The 16,018-nt window shown below is 51.7% G+C and carries 15 protein-coding genes; 4 read left to right on the top strand and 11 right to left on the bottom strand.

Features of this window, described 5'->3' with window-relative positions:
• Positions 1-17 precede the first annotated feature (17 nt).
• The 8 genes from AAY72_RS00385 to AAY72_RS00350 are packed head-to-tail and all read right to left on the bottom strand — an operon-like array spanning position 18 to position 7,162.
• Positions 18-980 carry a magnesium transporter CorA family protein gene (locus AAY72_RS00385; protein ID WP_057785134.1) on the bottom strand — a complete coding sequence of 321 codons (963 nt, stop codon included), beginning with the start codon at positions 978-980 and terminating at the stop codon, positions 18-20.
• Positions 981-1,030: 50 nt separating this feature from the next.
• Positions 1,031-2,878: a DUF885 family protein gene (locus tag AAY72_RS00380; RefSeq protein ID WP_057785133.1), complete on the bottom strand. Its 1,848-nt coding sequence runs from the start codon at positions 2,876-2,878 to the stop codon at positions 1,031-1,033.
• Positions 2,879-2,899: 21 nt separating this feature from the next.
• The gene (gene hemW / locus AAY72_RS00375; protein WP_057785132.1) at positions 2,900-4,042 is read right to left on the bottom strand and encodes a radical SAM family heme chaperone HemW; all 1,143 of its coding nucleotides are present in this window, start codon (positions 4,040-4,042) and stop codon (positions 2,900-2,902) included.
• Complete coding sequence (gene rdgB, locus AAY72_RS00370) at positions 4,039-4,644, bottom strand: RdgB/HAM1 family non-canonical purine NTP pyrophosphatase (protein ID WP_057785131.1); 606 nt, start codon at positions 4,642-4,644, stop codon at positions 4,039-4,041. Before rdgB ends, hemW begins: the two co-directional genes overlap by 4 nt.
• Before the next feature lie 9 nt (positions 4,645-4,653).
• On the bottom strand, positions 4,654-5,088 hold the full coding sequence (locus tag AAY72_RS00365) for a DUF4426 domain-containing protein (protein ID WP_008984130.1): 435 nt from the start codon (positions 5,086-5,088) through the stop codon (positions 4,654-4,656).
• Between the two features lie 12 nt (positions 5,089-5,100).
• The gene (locus tag AAY72_RS00360) at positions 5,101-5,640 is read right to left on the bottom strand and encodes a YggT family protein (protein WP_008984129.1); all 540 of its coding nucleotides are present in this window, start codon (positions 5,638-5,640) and stop codon (positions 5,101-5,103) included.
• Positions 5,641-5,655: 15 nt separating this feature from the next.
• Positions 5,656-6,471, bottom strand: coding sequence for a pyrroline-5-carboxylate reductase (proC, locus tag AAY72_RS00355; protein ID WP_057785130.1), 816 nt, complete (start codon positions 6,469-6,471; stop codon positions 5,656-5,658).
• Positions 6,464-7,162 (bottom strand): YggS family pyridoxal phosphate-dependent enzyme, encoded by a 699-nt coding sequence (locus tag AAY72_RS00350; RefSeq protein WP_082628907.1) that lies wholly within the window; start codon positions 7,160-7,162, stop codon positions 6,464-6,466. Before AAY72_RS00350 ends, proC begins: the two co-directional genes overlap by 8 nt.
• 26 nt (positions 7,163-7,188) lie before the next feature.
• Here AAY72_RS00350 and AAY72_RS00345 point away from each other — a divergent pair, with 26 nt between their 5' ends.
• The 3 genes from AAY72_RS00345 to AAY72_RS00335 are packed head-to-tail and all read left to right on the top strand — an operon-like array spanning position 7,189 to position 9,823.
• The gene (locus tag AAY72_RS00345) at positions 7,189-8,241 is read left to right on the top strand and encodes a type IV pilus twitching motility protein PilT (RefSeq protein WP_008984126.1); all 1,053 of its coding nucleotides are present in this window, start codon (positions 7,189-7,191) and stop codon (positions 8,239-8,241) included.
• A gap of 8 nt (positions 8,242-8,249) precedes the next feature.
• Positions 8,250-9,368: a PilT/PilU family type 4a pilus ATPase gene (locus AAY72_RS00340; protein ID WP_008984125.1), complete on the top strand. Its 1,119-nt coding sequence runs from the start codon at positions 8,250-8,252 to the stop codon at positions 9,366-9,368.
• A gap of 11 nt (positions 9,369-9,379) precedes the next feature.
• Entirely contained in the window at positions 9,380-9,823 is a 444-nt protein-coding gene (locus AAY72_RS00335; RefSeq protein WP_057785128.1) for an HPP family protein, read from the top strand.
• Here the strand turns inward: AAY72_RS00335 and AAY72_RS00330 are convergent.
• Positions 9,808-10,482 carry a lytic transglycosylase domain-containing protein gene (locus AAY72_RS00330; RefSeq protein WP_057785127.1) on the bottom strand — a complete coding sequence of 225 codons (675 nt, stop codon included), beginning with the start codon at positions 10,480-10,482 and terminating at the stop codon, positions 9,808-9,810. The two genes, AAY72_RS00335 and AAY72_RS00330, sit on opposite strands and share 16 nt — an antisense overlap.
• A 12-nt stretch (positions 10,483-10,494) precedes the next feature.
• A complete protein-coding gene (locus AAY72_RS00325; RefSeq protein ID WP_008984122.1) occupies positions 10,495-11,772 on the bottom strand; it encodes a DUF3422 family protein in 1,278 nt (425 codons plus the stop codon).
• 261 nt (positions 11,773-12,033) lie between these two features.
• On the opposite strand from AAY72_RS00325, the gene AAY72_RS00320 reads away from it, so the two are divergent.
• Positions 12,034-12,891, top strand: coding sequence for a DMT family transporter (locus tag AAY72_RS00320; protein ID WP_057785126.1), 858 nt, complete (start codon positions 12,034-12,036; stop codon positions 12,889-12,891).
• A 45-nt stretch (positions 12,892-12,936) separates the two neighbouring features.
• Here the strand turns inward: AAY72_RS00320 and AAY72_RS00315 are convergent, their stop codons facing one another.
• The gene (locus tag AAY72_RS00315) at positions 12,937-16,011 is read right to left on the bottom strand and encodes an efflux RND transporter permease subunit (RefSeq protein ID WP_057785125.1); all 3,075 of its coding nucleotides are present in this window, start codon (positions 16,009-16,011) and stop codon (positions 12,937-12,939) included.
• Positions 16,012-16,018: the final 7 nt, after the last annotated feature.

The raw sequence follows: 16,018 nt of genomic DNA, 5'->3' as shown, positions 1-16,018 counted from the left end.
TACATCGCTAGCAATTATTACCACCACTTTCTGAATTTAAACCACAGCAAGCTACCCACGCCAAGCGCTCCCATAATAAACAGCGTAATAAAGTAGCCGTTTTCTGCCTCTAATTCTGGCATATAGCGAAAATTCATGCCGTAGACACCCGCCAGAAAGGTCAGCGGAATAAAGATGCTACTCACGATGGTCAGCACTTTCATCCGCTCGTTAATTTGATGCGAGGTGGTAGAAAGATAGCCGTGTACTAAATCGCTTAATTGATCGTAGTACATTTCAGTCATGGAATGCAGACGTTCAAACTTTTCATAAAAATCGCGCAAGTCAGCCAGCGCAAAGTGTTTAAACAGCACATGCTGCTCTTCATACAATGCATCGGCAAAAATATCTTTCTGATACGCCAGATTACGCCGGACTTTACGTAGTACTGAGCGATAGCGCATCATCGTTGCCATGAGTTCATCATTGCCTTTGTGCAGCATCCGATCTTCAATCTCGCTCAGCTCATCTTCAAAACTGAGTAGCTTGCCCAGATAACTGGCAGAGACCGCTACCAGCAGCTGTTTAACCCAATCGCTGAGTTGATTACTGTTCAGCATACCCAGTTGTGGTTGTAATTGTGCCAGCAAAGCGGGGTCCGGGCATTGCACCTTTGAAATCAACACCTCGCGTGAAAACAGCAGATTAACTTGGGCATGTTGGGTTACCTCGCTAAAGTCCGGATCGGCATAGCCGCGCAGGATTAACAACGCAAAGTCATGCTGTGCTTCAAATTTGGGTGGGTGTCGCTCGCGACTGAAGTCTTCTGCCATCGTCGGGGCAATCTGCAGATCCTGCAGCAATTGCTGTTCTTCCGCTGCTGTCGCGCTATGCAAATCCAACCATAAAGGGGGAGTATGCCGGGCGGTATCTGGCAGACGAGTAATATGCTGTTGCTGCCAGCCACCTAACTCTGGATCATAGTAATGAAGTGTGATCATCCGTTACCCTCAGGCGCTGGTTGCCAGAACAACCAGCGCAATAGCATCAGTTAGTCGCCTTTGGCGGCAATATAGTCTCTGACCAGCTGCTCCAGCACGTCCAGTGGCACAGCACCGTTTTGCAATACGACGTTGTGAAACTCGCGGATATCAAAGCGTTCACCCAGTTCAGTTCTCGCCAGCTCGCGCAGTTCCAGCATTTTAATCATACCCACCATATAAGCGGTAGCCTGCCCCGGCATCACGATATAGCGCTCGATGGCTTTTACCGCGTCTCCCTCCGGGTTAGGGGTGTTATCGACCAAATACTGAATCGCCTGTTCGCGGCTCCATTTTTTAGCGTGAATACCGGTATCGACTACCAGACGGGCAGCGCGCCATAATTCCATCGCCAACCGGCCAAAATCAGAGTAGGGGTCCTGATAAAGGCCAATTTCTTTTGGTAGCAACTCAGAATACAGGCCCCAACCCTCAATATAAGCAGTGGCACCACCAAAGCGGCGGAATTTCGGAATACCCTCCAGTTCCTGCGCAATGGCCAGCTGCATATGGTGGCCCGGAATACCTTCATGATAGGCGAGTGCTTCCAACTGGTATTTAGGCATATCGCTCATGCGGTACAAATTAGCATAGTAAACACCGGGTCGGCTGCCATCCATTGAGGGGCGCTGATAAAAGGCTTTACCGGCGGTCTGCTCACGAAAGGGTTCAACAGCTTTGACGATCATCTCCGCCTTGGGCTTAACCAAAAACAGCTCATCCAACCTGGTACGCATATCGTCAATCACTGCGGTGGCCTCAGCCAGATAAGCCGCGCGGCCTTCTTCAGTATCCGGATAATAAAACTGTGGTGCCTCGCGCATAAACACAAAAAACTCGGCCAGATCGCCGGCAAAGCCGACCTGTTGCATAATTTGCCGCATCTCGCTATGAATACGCTCGACCTGTTGCAGCCCAAGCTGATGGATCTGCTCAGCACTGTAATCGGTGGTGGTCATCCGGGCCAGCCGATTCTGATAAAAGGCGGCGCCTTCCGGAAAGCGCCAGACGCCATCATCGGTACCGGCTTGCTGCTCTAACTGCTGTAAAAAGCTGATCAGACTGCGATAGGCCGGCCCAACACTGGTAATCAGTGCCACTCTGGCTTCATCCAGCAACAGCTTTTGCTCGTGCTCTGATAACGGCAGCGCCGAAACTTTGGCACTAAAGTCTGCCAGTAGGGTACTGTCGCCTTGTTCTGAAAAGGGCGCGCCTTGTAGCAGGTTTTCGCTGGCTGAATACAGATGCGGAAATACAAACTTCGGCACTATGATACCGGCTTCGGCACTTTGCGTGAGCAGTTGCTGTAACTGGCGGAATAATTCCGGCACGGCATTTAAACGGGCAATATACGCCTTGGCATCGTCAACAGAGTCAATTTTATGTTGGTTGATTAATAGTGCTGGCACCTGTGAATGCACGCCAAACATCTGATTTACCGGATAGCTGTACAGACGCCAGCGTGCATCGTCCAGCATTTCCTGCAGCTGCTTCTGCATTAACTGATAACTTAAGCGGGTTTGTTTATCCAGGGCGGCAACATCAATAGCTTCCAGTAAGGCCAGATGCTGACGGGTAAGCGCCAGTTCTGCCTCAAACGCCGCATCAGACAGGTCCTGCCATTTATCATAGTCATCTTTAATACCCAGGCTGGTTTGTAATACCGGATTACGCTGCACCCGCTCATTAAAGACTTGCTCAAACAGCGCATTGGCGCGTTCATTTTGATCAACTTGTTGGACTGTTGCGGCGGGAACGACTGCTGAAGGCTCAGCCGTCTTTGGGCCACAGGCGCTGAGCAGTAAGCTACTTAGCAGCAGCGGCAAGGCCGCGGTTTTCAGGGGAAGATGTTGTCGCATAACAGACCTCTGTTTGGTTATTTAAATAAAGAGTGTCAGTAAATCATTCAGATAGCGGGCACCTTTGGCGGTAATTTGCCAATGCTGCGGGCTTACTGTAATCAGTTGTTTTTGCTCAGCTTCTGCCAAAGGCGCGCTGATGCTAGCCAAGGGTAAACCGGTCAGCGCGCTAAAGTCACTGATTGGGCAGGGCTCCAGTAAGCGAAAGCGGTTCATAAAAAATTCAAAGGGCCGATCTTCCGGCTCAACCTGAGTACGCTCGTCCAGATAACCACGGCTTAAATCCATATAGCCTTTCGGATGTTTAATTTTCACCGTACGCAGAATACTGTTGCGGCTAGGCAGGGTAATTTTGCCGTGAGCGCCACAGCCAATACCCAGATAGTCGCCATAGCGCCAGTAATTCAGGTTATGCCGGCACTGATGACCGGCTTGGCTGTAGGCTGAAGTTTCATATTGTTGATAACCGGCTGCAGCCAGCAGCTCAGCACCCTGCTGCTGGATATCCCATAACAACTCATCCTCGGGTAACACCGGTGGCCGGCTGGCAAAGGCGGTATTCGGCTCAATCGTCAGCTGATACCAGGATAAATGCGGAGGGTTAAGGTCGATGGCTTGCTGCAAATCAGCCAGGGCGCCTGCCAGTGTCTGACCAGGCAAACCATGCATCAGATCCAGATTAAAGCTCTGCAGTGGCAGGGTAGCAGCCAGCCGCGCCGCGGCTTTGGCTTCTTCGGCATTATGAATGCGTCCCAAAGCTTTTAGTTGTTCGCTTTGAAAGCTCTGCACACCGATTGAGAAACGGGTCACACCGCCGGCAACATAGCCAGCAAAGCGCTCTGCTTCGAAGGTGCCCGGATTGGCCTCCATTGTCGCTTCTAAATCCGCAGCGACAGGGAGCCGCAGTTTTACCCCTTCGAGAATTTGGGTGATACCGGCGGCGCTAAACACACTGGGCGTACCGCCGCCGATAAAAATACTACTAAGCTGACGGCCAGCAACCAGTGGCAGATCCTGATCTAAATCGGCCAGCAGGTGGGCAATATATTCCTGCTCCGGGATCCCTTGTTTTACGGCATGGGAATTAAAATCACAGTAAGGACATTTCTGTATACACCAGGGAATATGGATATAAAGTGATAGCGGCGGCAGGCTTAAACTCAAAGCGCGCGCTCCTTAACCTGCAGCGCGGCAACCAGTTGTCGCAGGGCCTGGCCGCGATGGCTCAGCTGTTGCTTTTCTGCTTTGCTCAGTTCAGCTGCGGTTTTGCCAAGTTCAGGCAGATAAAACACCGGATCATAACCAAAGCCACCACTACCGCTTTGCGACAACGCGATTTCGCCTTGCCAGCTAGCATGGCAAATTAGTGGGGTCGGATCCGCTGCATGCTGCAAATATACCAGCACACAATGAAAAGCCGCCTGACGTTGGCTGGCCGGAACACTATTCATTGTTTGCAATAACTTATCAATATTAGCCTGATCGCCGGCACCAACACCGGCATAGCGCGCTGAGTAGATGCCAGGCGCGCCGCCCAGAGCAGCAACGGCGAGACCTGAATCATCGGCAATCGCAGGTAAGCCGGTGATTTGTGCTGCATGGCGGGCCTTTAACAGCGCATTTTCGACAAAGGTCAGGCCGGTTTCATCGGCATCACTAACCCCAAGTACGGTTTGCGGCACAATGTCCAGCGCAAAGGGCGTCAGCATGGCCGACAATTCTGCGACTTTGCCGGCATTACCGGTGGCCAATACCACTTTTTGCATCAGCAGGTCCTATTCGGTATAGAGTTTCTGGTCAAAGTTCAGTTGCTGGCGCTGATTACCCTGGCGGATATCCAGGCTAAAGCGGAACTGCTCTTCGTTACGAAATGGCATCACCGCAATGTAGTAAATGGCGTCACCGTCCTTAATTTCGCGAAAAGTCAACTCACGTTGCTGACCCAGCAGGTTACGGGCAATACCACTGATTACCACTTGTTGCGCTTGCTGGCTTTGGCTATCCAATACCGAAATATTAATAATGGCATTAGTTTTATTACGGCTCAGGTTAGCCGCTCGGGCGACGTCTGGCGTTAAAAAGGTGGAGTTAAAGGCAATATAATGGATATCCCAGTTACCGAGCGTTTTTTTCTGCTCCGCCTGCGCGGGTTGCATTAAAAACACGGCCAGTATCATTACCCCTTTGAGCATTAAGCTTAATTTTCTCATGATGGACTCCGATTAAACCAGTCTAAACCAGTCAGCCAGCAAAATATTAATAAACTGCAGCGCAATCAGTACAAATAATACCGACAAATCCAGGCCACCGAGGGGCGGAATAATACGGCGTACCGGCGCTAAAAAAGGCTCTGTTAGCTGATGAAACACCTGTTCCAGTGGGTTACGGCCCTGGCTAAACCAACTCATAATGGCGCGGATCACCAGTACCCAGAACAACAAATTCAAGGCTTCTTTGAACAGCAACAAAGCACCCAAAATAAAACTTACCCCCAGATTTAGCTCTGGCGAAAACACCAGCTGTAATACAATATATTTCGCTGTCGCAATCAAGTAAGCAAGCAGTAAGGTGGCGGTGTCCAGCTGGCCGAGGCTTGGGATAACTTTACGCAGTGGCAGCACCAAAGGGTTGGTGGCTTTTACCACAAACTGACTGAATGGATTATAGAAATCAGCACGGGCCAGCTGTAACCATAAACGCAACATCACCACCATTAAATAGAGCGTAAAAGCGGTATTAATCAGAAAAATTACGGCGTTCATCTGTCTGCTCCCAATTTAAAGCGTCTTGGCCATGGCCTCAGCGCGCGCAATTGCCGCTTGCATGGCGTTGGCTACCATTTGTTCTAAGCCCTGCTCACTAAAGGTGGTGACCGCTTCATGGGTGGTGCCACCTTTGGACGTAACCTGAGCCCGTAACTCGGCAAAGCTGTGTTCGCTTTGTAATGCCATCGTTGCGGCACCTAACGCAGTTTGTGCCACCATGGCTTTAGCTTCGGTGTTGTTAAACCCCAATTCTTCAGCTTTTTGTTGCATCGCCTGCATAAAGTAAAAGAAGTAGGCGGGAGCACTGCCGGTCACAGCAATAATATGATTAATTTGTGCTTCCTGTTCCAGCCACACCCGCATCCCGGTGCCGCTGAAGATATGGTCAACAAAGGCCCTTTCATAATTAGAGCAACGGCTGGGGAACAAACCGGTTACACCTAAACCGACCAGCGAGGGCGTATTGGGCATGGCCCGGACTAACCGGATTTCACCCAGCCAGGCCTCATAACGTGCTACCGGTAAGCCGGCAGCCAGCGTAACAAACAATTTTTCCTGGCATTCTGGTACTTCTGCCAGTAACTGTTCACACACCTGTTGCATCATCTGCGGCTTAACCGCCAGTATAATTACGTCGGCCCAGCGCGCCGCTTCACTATTACTTAAACTGGTGGTAATCGCAAAATCTGCCTGCAGAGCTAATAGTTTCGGTTCGCTACGATTAGCGGCCATAATATTTTCAACCGGATAACCGGCCTTAACCATAGCTGCAATGACACAACGTGCCATATTTCCTGCGCCGATAAAGGCTACCCTATTATCATTCATGCTTGTCATAATTCCTTGCGCCAAAAATTGCGGTACCTAATCTTATCATAGTTGCACCATATCGCAGAGCCAGTGGCCAGTCATCTGACATTCCCATAGATAATTCAATAGCTTGTGGATAAAGTTGCTGTAACTGCTGGGATAACTGCTGCATCGCAGCAAAATCCTGCTCCAGGTTTTTACCCTGTGCCTCCGGGATCGCCATCAAACCACAGAGTTGTAATCCGGGCAGGCTTGCCACAGCCGCTGCCAGCGAGAGCATTTCAGCCGGCGTAATACCGGCTTTTGAAGTTTCGGCGCTGATATTTATTTGTAACAACACCTTTAATGGTGGCAGCTGCGGCGGGCGTTGTTCCGACAAGCGACGGGCGATTTTCTCCCGGTCGATGCTGTGCACCCAGCTGGCGGTTTCTGCGACTAATTTGGTCTTGTTTGACTGCAGCGGGCCGATAAAGTGCCATTCTAACTCACCCAAATGGGTTAGTTCTGCGGCTTTACTGGCCAGTTCCTGCGGATAATTCTCGCCGAACTGACGTTGACCTGCAGCATAGGCGGCGACAATGTCGGCCACCGGTTTGGTTTTGCTCACCGCAATCAACCTTGGCTGCGGCCAGCTTGCGGGGCGGCTTTCACTGAATTTGTGCAGTTGCTGATAGGCGAGGGCCAGTTGTTCTGCTATGTTATTCATCATAAATAGGTAAGTTGGAGTTGCTGGTTGTGGATATTACCGAATTATTAGCCTTTAGTGTGGAACATAAAGCGTCAGATTTGCACCTTTCTGCCGGTGTACCGCCGTTAATCCGCGTCGACGGTGATGTGCGGAAACTCAATATTCCGCCACTGAATCATAAAGAAGTGCACGCACTGGTTTATGAAATTATGACTGACAAACAGCGTAAAGAGTACGAAGAGCGGCTCGAATCGGATTTTTCTTTTGAAATTCCGAATTTAGCCCGTTTCCGGGTCAATGCCTTTGTGCAAAACCGTGGTGCAGCTGCCGTCTTCCGTACCATTCCCAGCGAGGTGCTGACCTTAGACGATTTGGGCGCGCCGGATATCTTTAAAACCATCGCCGAGAACCCGCGTGGTTTAGTCCTGGTTACCGGGCCAACCGGCTCGGGTAAGAGTACCACTCTGGCGGCAATGATTGACTATATCAACAGCAGCCGTTTTGATCATATTCTGACCATTGAAGATCCGATCGAATTCGTACACAGCAACAAACTCAGCCTGATCAACCAACGGGAAGTACATCGTGACACCCATAGCTTCAGTAATGCGTTGCGCTCAGCCCTGCGCGAAGATCCGGATGTGATCCTGGTCGGTGAGTTGCGGGACTTAGAAACCATTCGCCTCGCGATGACTGCCGCCGAAACCGGTCACTTAGTCTTTGGTACTCTGCACACCACCTCAGCACCAAAAACCATCGACCGGATTATCGACGTCTTCCCGGGTGAGGAGAAAGATATGGTGCGCTCGATGTTATCGGAATCGCTCAGAGCCGTTATCTCGCAAACACTGCTGAAGAAAGTGGGGGGGGGCCGGATCGCTGCTCATGAAATTATGGTTGGCGTGCCAGCAATCCGAAATCTGATCCGTGAAGATAAAATTGCCCAAATGTATTCGGTGATTCAGACTGGCGCTGCTCATGGTATGCAGACCATGGACCAATGTTTAGTCAATCTGGTTAACCGCGGTTTGGTCACTCAAAAAGATGCTGCTGCCAAGGCGCAGGATAAGAATACCTTCGGTGCCATGGGCCGGTTTTAGAGGTAAGTATGCAGATCGTTAATTACATGAAAAAAATGGTCGAGCTTAAAGCGTCTGACCTCTTTGTTACCGCCGGTATGCCGGTGGCGGCAAAGATCAATGGTGAGTTAACACCTATTGATGATAAACCCTTGACCGAAATTGATTCGCTGGCGCTGGTATTGTCGGTGATGTCAGAAAAGCAACAGCACGAATTTAATACGCAAAAAGAGTGTAACTTCGCGATTCACAATGATGCCGGCCGCTTCCGGGTTTCGGCGTTTTGGCAGCGTGACAAAGCCGGCATGGTAATGCGGCGTATTGTTACCACCATTCCTAATGTGGAAGACTTGGGGCTGCCACCGATTTTAAAAGAAGTGATTATGTCCAAACGCGGCCTGGTGCTGTTTGTCGGTGGTACCGGTACCGGTAAATCGACCTCGCTGGCAGCACTGATTGGTTATCGCAATAAAAATGCCAAAGGTCATATTCTGACCATCGAAGATCCGATTGAATTTGTGCATGAACATGGTCGCAGCTTAATTACCCAGCGCGAAGTGGGGATTGATACTGAGTCTTTTGACGCCGCGTTGAAGAGTTCACTGCGCCAGGCACCGGATGTGATTCTGATTGGTGAGATCCGCTCGCAGGAAACCATGGAATTTGCGTTATCCTTTGCCGAGACGGGTCATCTTTGTATCGCCACCTTGCACGCCAACAATGCTAACCAGGCGATAGACCGTATTATGCACCTGGTACCGAAAGAGATGCATGATAAGTTGTTATTCGATTTATCGTTAAACTTACGTGGTATTGTTGCCCAGCAATTGATCCCGACAGCAGATGGCCACGGCCGGGTGGCAGCAATTGAAGTCCTGTTGAATACGCCCTTTGTTGCCGACCTGATTAGCAAAGGCGAGATTGGTGAAATTAAAGCAGTTATGACGAAATCGCGCGAGCTGGGGATGCAAACCTTCGATCAGGCACTGTACGACCTGTATCAACGGGGAACCATCAGCTATACCGATGCTATCCACCATGCTGACTCGCCAAATGATCTGCGTCTGATGATCAAATTACGCAATAATGAAGTGAAAGGTTCGGGCTTTTTATCGGGTGTCACCCTCGACGGCTTGGATAAAGACTAACGGAGTCTGACATGTCATTACTGGCGATTATGACGCCCAGAACCCGATTATTAACCACTTCCGGTGATGCCAATCTGGCGTCACTGCGTTCGGTATTCAGTCAGGCCCGGTTCCAGCATGTCCCGGTGGTCGATAGTATGGATCGGGTGGTTGGTATTGTCTCGGTGAAAGATTATTTCAAAGAGCTGAGCCCGCTGATGGAGGCGGCCGGTGAACAGGCTACTGGCCTGATGATGCGTACCCGTAAAGTGCATCAGGTCATGTCAACCCCCGTTATTACTGTGCTGCCGGACACCAGTGTGCGGCAGGCGGCGAGCCTGTTAGTGGAAAATAATATCAGTTGCTTACTGGTGGCAGATCCACAGCAGCGTTTGCTAGGGTTGGTATCCTGGAAAGATCTGATGAAGGCCGCACTGCTGGCAAAACCAGTGAAACCGGCTCAGCCACCGGCATAGCGCTGCTGAAGAATCAATACCCGCTCGATATAGGCGGTGGTCTCCGGATAAGGGGGGACACCGCCAAAGCGTTTTACCGCGCCCGGACCGGCATTATAAGCGGCTAATGCCAGGCGCAGATCGCCATCAAAACTATCGATAAGTTGCTGCAGATAGCGGCTACCGCCGCGGATATTTTGCTCCGGTTGGCTTGGATCAGCGACCCCCAGCATACTGGCGGTTTGTGGCATCAGTTGCATCAGACCTTGTGCGCCGCGCCGCGAGACGGCTTGTGGATTAAAGGCCGACTCGGCATGAATAACGGCGCGAATCAGCGCCGGATCTAATACCAGCTCGGAAGCGACCTGTTCAATCAGCCGGGCGAAGCGGCGTTGAAATAAGGGTGTTGTATGCCAGTCAATCGGTGAGCTTACCGCACAGGCATAGCAATCGAAACGCAGCAATTCATATTGCTGATTGGCAGGCGGCCGGTCAGAAAACACAGCTGAACCATCTTCGCGCTGACTTTTATAAACCAGGATCTGTGGTGCGGTATTTTTGGTCTCAGGCAAAGCCTGCCTTTGCGGACTTAACCGCTGCACGGGTTTGCTGTCATCGGCGATTACTGGCTGTGCCAGTAATAATAACAGCAGGGGGATCCACTTAAGATTGCCAGTCAAGCCGCTCTTTCCTTAAAGACTCCGTTTTAAGCGGGCGGCCTGATAACGCAGCAACCCCGCCACGCCAATAATAATGACAGGAATGGCGATACTTTGCCAGCGTCCGACGTTAAGCTCAGGCCACCAGTATTGCAGGCTGCTTAGCAGTTTTATGGCCAACTGTACCGCGTAATAGCTGATCGCAACCAGCGAAAAGCCTTCCACCATTTGCTGCAACTTCAGTTGCAGTTTGGCTTTTTGTTCCATTGAGCTTAGCAATTGCTGATTCTGTTGCTCCAGTTTCAGATTAAGCCGGGTGCGTAATAACTCCGTACAACGCCCCAGCCGGCTGGACAGCAGCTGCTGCCGCCGCTGCACTGCCTCACTGGTACGATACGCCGGGGTGAGGCGCTTTTCGGTAAAGTCCTGTAATGACAGATGATCCGCGAGCGGACTTTCCTGCAGTGCCTTTAATCGATCCAACGTCAGCTGATAGTAAGCCGCTGTCGCCTGTAAGCGGTTGCTATTTTCGGCGATCAGTCGCTCGGTGGCCGCGGCCAAACCGGTAATATCATGCAGTAACTGTTCATCACTACGTTGTTGCAGCTCAATACTCTGGGTTAAACCAGCCAGTTGTAATTCGAGCTCGCTCAGCTGCTGCAGGCTCTGGCGAGCCAGTGGCCAACCCAGCAGCGATAGCTTACGGTAGTTACCCAGGTCGAACAGTTGTTGCGCCAGCCGGCCGAGTGCGTCGCCGGTCAAACCTTTACTTAGTAGCAGCATCCGACCGGCGCCTTCAGCATGCTTCTGGAAATCAGTCCAGATCCGTGCCTGGCCGCCGGCTAACTCACTGCTGATACAGTTATCGGCATTAAAGCTTTGCCGGATTAAGGTGTCCGCCGGTGACTGCTCTGCGGTTAAAATCGTTAATTGCACAATCCGGAAGATTTGTCCCGGTAGCTCGCTGAACCAGTCACGGCTGGGTAAAAAACTCAGTGGATCATCAAACCAGGGCTCTGCGATGCCTGGGCGGATAAAGGTATAGCTGGAGAATTCGCCATGCCGCTCCCAGCGCAGCCATAAACCGTACAGTGGCAGCGTCAGATCCTGAGCATTATCACTGAGTTGTTTACCTTGCTGTTGCGCCAGTTGTTGCATTAGCGTCAACTCCACACTGCGTAATGCCGGGCTGACTGTCAGCATAAAGTGGCACAGCCGGCAGGGCGCGCTAATAGAGCCAAAGGTGCGCTGCTGTAATTCTTTATCCAGTACATCACGTAACGGGTGATTACGGCGGGATAAGCTTTCCATATTGCGCTCCGCTGTGACTGAGACTATCAGGTTAATAGCAGGTAATGTGCCAGCTTGAATATTCTGCTGGCAGCTGATGACAAAGGCTTAACAGAACGATGAATTTACCAAGACAATGCTTCGGGAGAGAGAGGTTTTATTATTGCCTGTTTGCGCCAGAAGCAGGCATGTTGCCTGTTTTCGGTGCAATGCTTGAAAGCACAACACGCTTGCTTGGGAATGGCGTAAAATATCACTATTCCGGATCCGAACAAGGTCGTTATGCAAACCAACAAGGCGGTTTGGCTGGCTGTTGCCAGCGTACTCCTGGCAATGGTCACCATTCAAAGTGGGGCTTCGATTGCCAAGCAACTCTTTCCAGTAATTGGCCCTGAGGGCACCACAGCGCTGCGGGTCGGTTTTTCGGCTTTGATGCTATGGCTGGTATTCCGGCCCTGGCGGCAGCTACCGCAGGGGCGTGGCTGGCGCTCCGTGATCGTGTACGGCGCCTGCCTGGGTGGTATGAATTTGCTCTTTTATCTGGCTATCGCCCGTATTCCGCTGGGCATTGGTGTCGCTCTGGAATTTACCGGGCCCCTGGCGGTAGCACTGTTTTCTTCCAGGCGGAAACTGGATTTGCTCTGGGTGGCGTTAGCCTTGGGCGGGATCTTGCTGTTACTGCCAGATATGACCAGTGTTGATGCGTTGGATCCGGTTGGGGTCATGTTAGCTTTGGCTGCCGGCGCCTGTTGGGCGGGGTATATTTTATTTGGCCAGCGCGCTGGTAATCTGGCCTCAGGCGGCATTACGGTTGCCCTAGGGATGACCGTTGCTGCGGCCTTTTTAGTCCCGATTGGTTTAGTTAGTGCCGGTAGCAGCTTATTTAGCTGGCAGGTTATTCCGCTGGCAATCGCAGTAGCGGCGCTGTCCAGTGCCTTACCTTATAGTCTGGAAATGGTGGCGTTAAAGGCGTTACCGGCAAAGAGTTTTAGTGTGTTAATGAGTTTAGAGCCGGCAATTGCCGCCCTGGCAGGGTTCTTATTGTTGGCTGAATTGCTCACACTGACCCAGTGGCTGGCTATTTTGCTGGTGATCAGCGCCTCGCTGGGCAGCACGCTTAGTAAAAATCCCAAGCACTAAGCGCGGATTAAAAAAGGCGGCCGCAGCCGCCTTGGTCTTGCGAAGTTATTGCTCAGTCACTTCTTTTTCCGGTTGCTGGCGATAGTCACGCGCCAACAACAGGTACATCGCCGGAACCACATAGAGCGTAAAGAAAGTGCCGATGGTCATACCGCTGGCAATCACTACGCCCATCGCATAGCGCGAGGCTGCACCGGCACCGGTGGCGACCAGTAGCGGGATCACCGCCAGCACGGTTGCCGCTGTGGTCATCAGAATCGGGCGTAGCCGCAGCGCGGTGGCCTCTTCAATGGCGTCACGCTTCGACTTACCCTCCTGTTGCAACTGGTTAGCGAATTCAACAATCAGAATACCGTGCTTGGCAATCAGACCGACCAGGGTCAGCAGACCGACCTGGGTGTAGATATTAATGCTGGTAAAACCCAGGCTGGTAAAGATCAGCGCGCCGCAGACACTCATCGGTACCGTGACCATAATGATAATGGCGTTTTTGTACGATTCGAACTGGGCTGCCAGCACCAGGAAAATCACAATCAGGGCAAAGAAGAAGGTAATCACCAGTTGCTGACCTTCCTGCTTGTACTGCCGTGACTGACCGGCATAATCAATACTAAAGCCGGCTGGCATGACTTCAGCGGCAATATTATCCAACACCGCCAGGGCTTCACCTAAGGGCACGCCCGGGCGTGGTACGCCGGAGATTTTTACCGCATTTAGCTGCTGAAAGCCGCGTAAGGCTTGGGGTTGTACCGATTCCTGCAGCGTCACCAGCGTGGATAGCGGGATCAGCTCGCCTTGCTGATTACGGGTATAGTAGTCCTTTAACTGCGCCGGATTCAGCCGCTCACTGCGCTCGATTTGCGGAATAACCCGGTACGAGCGGTTATCCAGTGCAAAGCGGCCAGCATCGGCACCGGCCAGTAACGAGCCTAAATCTGCCGCCAATTGCTGCATTGAGACGCCCATCAGCGCAGCTTTTTCGCGGTCGACCAGCACGGTTTGCTTCGGTTTGTCGATTTTTAAGTCACTATCAACAAAGATAAAGCGCCCCGATGCCATGGCCCGGCCCAGAATTTCTTGTGCGACTTCCTGTAAGGCAGCGAACGGTTGGGTTGAGCCAATCACAAACTCAATCGGCGTACCATCACCAGAAGAGGGCAGCGAAGGCGGTACCAGTGCAAAGGCGTTTAAGCCCGGAATACCGGCCAGATGCGGCTGAATATTCTGCTCCAGCACCTGAGCGGTGGTGCGCTCACGCTGATCCCAGGGCGCCAGCACAAAGCCGGCGATAGCAGTATTAGTGCCGCCCATACCATTGATAATAAAGACGTTGCGGATCTCGGGTGCTTGTGCCGGTAATTTATTCAGTTCAGCGGTGTTGCGCTCCAGATAATCCAGGGTAGCGTAACTGTCTGCACTGAGAATTGAGAATACAAAGCCCTGATCTTCGGCAGGTTCCAGCTCGGACGGGCTGGTCACAAACAGAAAATAGCAGGACACCAGTACCACGGCGGCAAAGGTCAGCACTACCGGCATCGTGTTTAGCGTACTGTGTAACTGCCGCTGGTATGCGCTGCGCAACTGCTCAAAACGTGCATCCAGCCAAGCCTCCAGCGACTTTTCTTTTTTACCGTCAGTACTGTGTGGTTTCAGGATATAGGCACACATTACTGGTGACAGTGTCAGTGCGACTACCCCTGACAGGATCACCGAAGCGGCTAAGGTAAAGGCAAACTCAACAAAGAGTACGCCGGTTAAGCCGCCAACAAAACCAATCGGCAGGAATACCGCCACCAGTGTGGTCGACATCGAGATAATCGGCCAGGCCAGTTGGCGTGCACCCATAATCGCAGCATCGATGCGGGAATGGCCTTCCTCGATAAAACGGTGCACGTTTTCCAGCATAATGATCGCATCGTCAACCACGATACCGATTGCCAGTACCATCGCCAGCAGCGTCAGCAGGTTAATTGAGAAACCCAGAATCCACATTAAGAAGAAAGTCCCCACCAGCGATACCGGTATCGCCACGGCCGGAATAATCACACTGCGCATCGAGCCTAAGAAGGCGTAAATCACCAGTACGACAATCACCAGCGCCAGCACAATTGAAATCACGACTTCGTCGATAGCGTTTTCAATATATTCAGTGGAGTCATACGGAATATCGGCATCCAGCCCCTGTGGCAGCTGCGGGATAATATCGCGATCCCAAACTTTACGTACTTCGGCAATCACATCCAGCGCATTGGCATCCGGTGAAATTTCAATACCCATAAAGGTGGCGGCCAAACCATTAAAGCTGACCGAGCTGTCATAACTTTCTGCACCCAGCTCAACGGTTGCTACATCACTCAGTCGTACCACCGCGGCGCCATCACTGCTGACAATCAGTTGCTCAAACTCAGCCGCTGAGCGTAAATCGGTTGCGGCATTTAAGTCTACCGCCACCATCTGACCTTTAGTGCTGCCCAAAGCGGCCAGTACGTTGTTGCCACGTAGTGCAGCACTGACGTCTGATCCGGTCAGGTTATAGGCAGCAAGCTTCACCGGATCCAGCCAAATTCGCATCGCGAAGGTGCGGGCACCCAGAATTTCGGCGCGTTGCACCCCCGGTATCGTCGCCAGCTGCGGCTCCACCACCCGTACCAGGTAGTCGGTGATCTGATTGTTCCCCAGCACTTCTGAGTAGAACGACAGATACATCGCGGCCACGTTCTGGCCAACTTTTAGTGAAATGACCGGGTCGCGGGCATTTTCCGGCAGTTCAGAGCGAATTTTATTCACCTGGGCCGCAATCTGAGTTAATGCCTCATTCGGATCATAGTCCAGGCGCAGATAAGCCTGAATCGTACTGACCCCGGATACTGAGTTAGAAACCAGATAATCTATGCCTTCGGCTGCGGCAATTTCGCGCTCCAGTGGTGTGGTAATAAAGCCCTGGATTAGATCGGCATCAGCACCGACATAGACGGTACTAACCGTTACTACCGCATTTTTGATTTCCGGAAACTGCCGCACATTCATTTCGGAGATGGCGCGCAGGCCCAGCAGGAGGATCAGCAGACTGACCACACTGGCCAGGATCGGCTTTTTAATAAAGATATCGGTAAAGCGCATACTGCAA

Origin of the sequence: Alishewanella sp. WH16-1, assembly GCF_001441695.1 — a bacterium.
GTDB classification, from domain to species: Bacteria; Pseudomonadota; Gammaproteobacteria; order Enterobacterales; family Alteromonadaceae; genus Alishewanella; species Alishewanella agri.
This window is presented reverse-complemented; position numbering and strand designations above follow the sequence as displayed.

Excerpts from the sequence above, each read along its gene's own strand:
- AAY72_RS00380 (WP_057785133.1), bottom strand. The coding sequence starts at position 2,878 with ATGCGACAACATCTTCCCCTGAAAACCGCGGCCTTGCCGCTGCTGCTA.
- AAY72_RS00360 (WP_008984129.1), bottom strand. The coding sequence starts at position 5,640 with ATGAACGCCGTAATTTTTCTGATTAATACCGCTTTTACGCTCTATTTA.
- AAY72_RS00335 (WP_057785128.1), top strand. The coding sequence starts at position 9,380 with ATGTCATTACTGGCGATTATGACGCCCAGAACCCGATTATTAACCACT.
- AAY72_RS00320 (WP_057785126.1), top strand. The coding sequence starts at position 12,034 with ATGCAAACCAACAAGGCGGTTTGGCTGGCTGTTGCCAGCGTACTCCTG.
- AAY72_RS00325 (WP_008984122.1), bottom strand. The coding sequence starts at position 11,772 with ATGGAAAGCTTATCCCGCCGTAATCACCCGTTACGTGATGTACTGGAT.
- proC (WP_057785130.1), bottom strand. The coding sequence starts at position 6,471 with ATGAATGATAATAGGGTAGCCTTTATCGGCGCAGGAAATATGGCACGT.
- AAY72_RS00315 (WP_057785125.1), bottom strand. The coding sequence starts at position 16,011 with ATGCGCTTTACCGATATCTTTATTAAAAAGCCGATCCTGGCCAGTGTG.
- AAY72_RS00350 (WP_082628907.1), bottom strand. The coding sequence starts at position 7,162 with ATGATGAATAACATAGCAGAACAACTGGCCCTCGCCTATCAGCAACTG.
- AAY72_RS00385 (WP_057785134.1), bottom strand. The coding sequence starts at position 980 with ATGATCACACTTCATTACTATGATCCAGAGTTAGGTGGCTGGCAGCAA.
- AAY72_RS00340 (WP_008984125.1), top strand. The coding sequence starts at position 8,250 with ATGCAGATCGTTAATTACATGAAAAAAATGGTCGAGCTTAAAGCGTCT.
- AAY72_RS00365 (WP_008984130.1), bottom strand. The coding sequence starts at position 5,088 with ATGAGAAAATTAAGCTTAATGCTCAAAGGGGTAATGATACTGGCCGTG.
- rdgB (WP_057785131.1), bottom strand. The coding sequence starts at position 4,644 with ATGCAAAAAGTGGTATTGGCCACCGGTAATGCCGGCAAAGTCGCAGAA.